Source organism: Clostridium pacaense, from assembly GCF_020709765.2.
Taxonomy (GTDB): Bacteria; Bacillota; Clostridia; order Lachnospirales; family Lachnospiraceae; genus Enterocloster; species Enterocloster hominis.
The window spans coordinates 1-266 of record NZ_JAJFEB020000128.1 but is presented as its reverse complement, the minus strand read 5'-3'; the positions used below and the strand labels follow the sequence as shown (position 1 = coordinate 266).

Annotated in this window: 1 pseudogene; it reads right to left on the bottom strand. The window is 28.6% G+C overall.

Annotation, left to right across the window (positions count from 1 at the left end):
- Window positions 1-266 (bottom strand): annotated as a pseudogene (locus tag LK536_RS58780) (hypothetical protein); the annotation flags it as partial.

The window sequence follows — 266 nt, the reverse complement described above, 5'->3', positions numbered from 1 at the left end:
GAATACGAATCGTCCTTGAAATTCGTGTCAATTATGTATCTATTAGCTATAGGTACTAATGATTGTATTACATACAATAATGCTGTTACAAAAAATAAAATCCCTAGCTTATTCCTATACTTAAAAAAATACTTTAAAACAGGCGACTTCTTATTATCTTTACGAGACATAAAGCTATCTAACTTTTTAAATGTTAAAATGATATTTGAATAATGCCTTTCAAATTCACTTATTGACATTCTCTGCCTGCCTTTTGCAGGATCTAA